This window comes from cf. Phormidesmis sp. LEGE 11477, from assembly GCF_015207105.1.
Taxonomy (GTDB): Bacteria; Cyanobacteriota; Cyanobacteriia; order Phormidesmidales; family Phormidesmidaceae; genus Phormidesmis.
The window spans coordinates 1-5102 of sequence record NZ_JADEXO010000201.1 but is presented as its reverse complement, the minus strand read 5'-3'; the positions used below and the strand labels follow the sequence as shown (position 1 = coordinate 5102).

4 protein-coding genes are annotated in these 5102 nt (G+C 47.5%); 3 read left to right on the top strand and 1 reads right to left on the bottom strand.

The annotated features are described in order from the left end of the window. Positions 1-797 precede the first annotated feature (797 nt). On the top strand, positions 798-2708 hold the full coding sequence (locus tag IQ256_RS28305; protein WP_193859027.1) for a hypothetical protein: 1911 nt from the start codon (positions 798-800) through the stop codon (positions 2706-2708). A 161-nt stretch (positions 2709-2869) separates the two neighbouring features. Further along, positions 2870-3223, top strand: coding sequence for a hypothetical protein (locus tag IQ256_RS28300; protein WP_193859026.1), 354 nt, complete (start codon positions 2870-2872; stop codon positions 3221-3223). A gap of 174 nt (positions 3224-3397) precedes the next feature. On the opposite strand, the gene IQ256_RS28295 is transcribed toward IQ256_RS28300, so the two are convergent. Then, on the bottom strand, positions 3398-4600 hold the full coding sequence (locus IQ256_RS28295; RefSeq protein ID WP_193859028.1) for a Uma2 family endonuclease: 1203 nt from the start codon (positions 4598-4600) through the stop codon (positions 3398-3400). Positions 4601-4729: 129 nt separating this feature from the next. Here IQ256_RS28295 and IQ256_RS28290 point away from each other — a divergent pair. Continuing rightward, positions 4730-5102 (top strand): helix-turn-helix domain-containing protein (locus IQ256_RS28290; RefSeq protein ID WP_193859025.1); only part of this gene is annotated, 373 nt, incomplete at its 3' end.

Here is a 5102-nt window from a genome sequence, read left to right as displayed (position 1 = left end):
AGCCGCTACAAACTCTATCAATTTAGCGTATAGAAAACTCTATCAATTTGGCGTACAGCCGCTGCAAACTCTATCAATTTAGCGTATAGAAAACTCTATCAATTTGGCGTATTTTTATGCCCTCAATTTGACGTATTAAGATTCTCAAACCGTTGTAGTTAGCCGCTTTCGGTGGTATCGTCTCGATATTAAAACAGATGCACTATTCGTCATGGGTGAGTGGTTCATCTGCCAGCCGACTAAAGGTATGAGGGGTGTGTTTTGGAAAGCTAATCTACACAAAATGACTGTTTTGTAGGGCCTTTTTATGCAGTCGAAATGCTTGGCTGACATACGAAAGAACCTGACCTTTATCAATCATTCAGACGAGCTTCTGGGAAAAAGAAGCTTTATAAGAAGCAGCCTTTATTAGATGAGATAAAGACCACACTGCTTGTGCATCTGTCCTAAACATACCCATCAAACTATTAATTTCATGGAAAAGTCATATATGACTTTTCTTTCCCTCATGAAAGTTATATACTTTTGATGTTTTCAGTAAAGGTATGGAGATAAGTTTATGTAGAAAAGTACTGATACCAACTAAGCCCCAGCTGCGGTAACAGCCAGGGCTCAGTTGATGCATTTGCATAGGTTGAGGAAACCCAAAACAAGCCATCGCTCTGGATATTTCCATCAGCTTTATAGAACGTTAGGACCTAATGGGTCCTAACGACTCAGCCGTAGTCAATTCTAGCAGCACGGCGCTTTGTGCTGCAATTTTTTGCGGCTCTATCAACCCCTTCGAGATAGAGAAAATGCAATCACCTGCGACTGCTAAGCAGAACGGAATTAAACGCGCTGCTAAGAAAGGATCTTCAGATCCGCTACCAAAAGACTTAAAGGGTCAGCATCTGTGCGAGATTTTCGGCAGTTACCTGTACTGCACTATCTATGCAGACATGCCCGCAGACACTAGAGAAAAGCCAGAATGGCATACTCAGCGACGATATAAGTTAAAGAGCCGGGTTCTTTATAGAGATTGGCAAGATGCCGAAAAGCTAATTGGCGTAAGACCAGGGCATACGATCGCCTACGCGCTACTTGATATTGATATCAATAGCCCTTACCACCCAAAGCAAGATGCAAACGCGATCGCCCGCATAGAAGCCGCACTAGAAACGATCGGTATCACTAGAACCATCAGAATCCGCAGCAGTTGGAGTGAAGGCATACACCTTTATCTCCCCTTACCTGAGCCTGTTAAGACGTTTGATCTTGCGGTCTCTCTTAAAAACTGCCTGGAACCTCAGGGATTCAAGTTCAAAGCGGGACACCTAGAGTGCTTCCCGAATGTCAAAGCTTACGGCAACACGATCAAGATAGAGTATCTCGCCCATAGGCTACCGCTACAGCCAGCTAGTGGATCTTGCCTTTTAGATGAGGCTTTCAACCCGTCGAGTAATAAGCTAAAGGACTTTCTACAGCGCTGGGATATCGCTGCCACTGGTCAAGATATCATCACCCTCAAGCAAGCGCTGCCGTTAGCGCGTAAAAACCGATTTAAGAGAATACGCCGCCGCCTCAACAAGATCGATAGCTGGAAGCAGGATTTAGAAACTGTCCTGGCCGAAGGATGGACAGGACATGGACAAACAAACCAATTGCTCAAAGAGATTGGCTGCTATGGGCATGTGTTTTTAGGTCACTCCCAAGAGGAGCTGGTGGACTTTATCTATCGGCAGGCAATCTCTAGCCCTGGCTATGGAAAGTGGTGCCGCCACCAGCATGAAATCAGATTGCGATCGCGCGTCTGGGCCACTGCCGTGGAACAGTACTACTGGCCAATCGGCACTTACGACACAAAGCATCGAGATCACAAGGAGGCCGCGAACAATATCGCGCCCTTCAACAGCGTGAGGGCCCAGAATGCGCGCGAAAGCATTAAAGCAGCCGTTCAGCATCTTGAAGCTACGGGGAGCCTACCAGATAAGGCGACAGAGCGCTCCTACGCAGTTAGACAGGCTCAATCGGAGCTAGGAAGAAGTTCCAGCAGCCTGGAAACACTTTACAAGGTGGAAAACAAAAAGCTTTGGCATCCTGATCTCTATTCTGGCTACTGCTCCGAGGGCAAGCCGATCAAGCCGCCCGTAATCGACGAGACCAATAGCCTTTCGGAGACTAAAGCGGTCACAACAGGTAAGTCTGTAGAACATCTGAAACCTTCTGAAATCAAGGGATTACGGACTGAGGAAGAGATAATGAAGTGTACGGGCTGCGTAGATGAGGTCTTCTCGCTCTCGAAAACGAAGTTTTACTCCGGAAAGGGGGGTGCGGGGGGGATTAAAAGTTTTCCACAGGAGAAATCAAACACTGTTGCCTTGTTTAGAGAAAGTGCTGACATGGCCGATGCTGTTAAGCCAACTTCTCATGCTCAGGCAGTCGATTTAACAGCATCAAAGTCTCCAACGATAAAGCCAGCTCCTGTACTAAGGTCAAGCAAAAAAACCACCTTGGAAAAAGGAATCTCTAAGACTGTTAGCCAGACTATTAAAGCTATCCAAACCACAGTTCAAAAACTAGGTTGGCCGATTGAGAAGATCAATCTCTTTATTAGTCAGAAGTTTAAAGGAAAGCGACGGGCGCAGCTGTCTGATGAAGAGCTCGTTGAGCTTCTGTATCATTTGCGAGTGCAATGCTTAGAGTGCAAGAAACTGGAGGCTTCTTAGCTAGAGCAATAACTGAATGCCAGGCACTGCTTCACTCTCAGCCGTTGGGGTTGCTGCACTAGCTGCACTATATGTGTGTAATACCAGCCAAGTCTCAACAGCCATCAGCGCATTTATTCGTGTTACTATTGAAAATAAACAAAAAGTAACACGAATAAACAATGGATATTCGTAGGCAGCTGCAATTAGAGATTGACAATCTTCAGGGCCAGATCTCCGCGCTCAAAGAAAAGGGGCCTTTTCTTCAGGGCGTCCGACTAGAGCGCACTGCCGCTGGAGGGACTGCATCTTTGGAGGCAAAAGAAAGCTGCAAGTATGCCAGGCTCAGAGCTGGTAAAGGAAAGCTTCTCGATAACGGAAAGAAGTCAAAGTATATTCCTGTACATGAAATAGAAAAGTACGAGACGATGTGCGCTCGGGGTAAGGCAATCGGCAGACTAGAGCGAGAGGTTCTAAAAAAGGAACAAGGGCTGAAGCGAATTGAGGCGATCGCTGCTAGTCTCCAGCTCAAGTAGTTCAGTTCCGAGACTACTCGAATAGCAAATCTTCATTCCTCGGCCAAATTAGAACCTAGCAGACAGCTCTAATGCTAGACACCTCGGGGGTCCAGAGCGGAACCTCTACAAATATTATTCGTGTTACTTCTATATATTTTTTTAAAGTAACACGAATACCTGCTGAGACCTTGATCAGTCAGTGTCTAGCCAATGAAAGACCATGCGTTCTTGAGGTCTAGGCCCATGTGGTTTTCCTCTTCCTGCCAAGGTTTCCATCCGCTCAGCAATCTCCTGCCAGTCTCCCGGCAAAGCCCAAACTGCTTCTGTTAGCTTTACTGGAATATCTTCCGGTACAGTTTCCATAAACACCCATTTCTTGAACTCATTTGGCACATCCCACAGCAACAAATGAATCTGCGACCATCGGTTGAGGGGGTGCTCGCTCAGTAGCGAACCGATGAGTCCGACTCCACCTACTTTGTGCTCAGTGACCAGTCGCTGAGCAATTTCTCTGGCCTGTTGCCACCACTGCGACTTTCGCTCCGCGTCCTGCTGTTGCTCTCTGGTGACTCGTCGTAGCACGCGTACCCACTCGTAGCCAGAAATCAGCTTAACGGTTTCAACAAGACCCAGGCTCATAAGCAGCATGGCGATCGCATTTCTAGTCCCCGTTTCTCCACCAATCAGCGGGAAAGGCCCACTTTCGAGCTTAGTCTCTGGGCACCAGGATATAAACTGCTCTGGGCTGATAGACACTGGGTTCAATCCAACCATCGGTACAAACGGTAGGCTCCCATAGCTCAGTTCTGTACCGGGTTCTTTGCGAAACGCCCACTCTTTATCCCGATCCGTGCTCGTAAATGCGGGGAGCTTCTGAGTATAGGGCGATTGATTCTCCTGCATATTCAGCCAGAAGATTTCTGGGCTAAAGCTCATATTGCCAATACCGCGATAGCAGCCGTCTGGATCTATCGTGCCAAGTTGATATCCGTCCGGTGACCACTGCCAAAACTCAAACTGTTGTTTAGCTGGATCTACGATCCAGTAATGCTGTACTTCGGCCTGTTCGTATCGCGATCGCCTGAACTCTCGATCAACAGCATCCTGTTCAGGGTAGGTAATTTCAATAACGAGATAGACGACGGCTTCTGTATAACAGCTATAGACGACATCCTGAGCGAGCTGACGAGTGCTTAGCAATAAGATATCCGGGGTTAGGACGTCTTGAGCTAGCTGCATACCGTAGTTCGGCCCAAAGCACCGACCCCAGCCACCTTGATCGATTGCTAGCGAGAGTGCCTGCCTGAGATAGTCACGAATCCAACGATGTTCGCCTGCATATTTTGAGCCGAGGGGCGGATAGTATGCCTCGCGGTAGTCTGAAGATAGCGGCAGAGAGTCCGCCCAGAGTAGCCAGTCCTCTTGAGTTTGACCGAAGAGATGGGATACAAGCCCTGTACTTCAGTACAGCTTTCTCTTAAATTCTTCATAAAACCAGTTTGCCTGTACTGATACAATTAGTACATGAAAGTTAGGTACGAATATCGAATCTATCCAACAAATCAGCAGATCAGAGGGCTAGCTCAGCTCTTTGGCTGTTGCCGAGTGGTGTGGAACGATTCACTAGCGCTGATCAAGTCGATACCAAAAGGAGAACAATGGCCAAAAAATAGTGATTTGCAAAAGTTAGTAATCACCCAGGCTAAGCAAACGCCTGAGCGCGAATGGCTATCACAAGTCAGCAATATCCCGCTACAGCAATCTGTCGCGGATCTAGGCGTTGCTTTCAAGAACTTCTTCGACTCTCGCACTGGCAAACGTCAAGGGAGAAGGGTAGGGTTTCCCAGGTTCAAAAAGCGCAGCAATCGGCAAACAGCTCGCTTTCGTAAGGGTGGGT

What these genes read in the sequence shown, in the direction of transcription:
- IQ256_RS28300 (WP_193859026.1), top strand. Translation starts at nt 2,870, where the DNA reads ATGGATATTCGTAGGCAGCTGCAATTAGAGATTGACAATCTTCAGGGC.
- IQ256_RS28305 (WP_193859027.1), top strand. Translation starts at nt 798, where the DNA reads ATGCAATCACCTGCGACTGCTAAGCAGAACGGAATTAAACGCGCTGCT.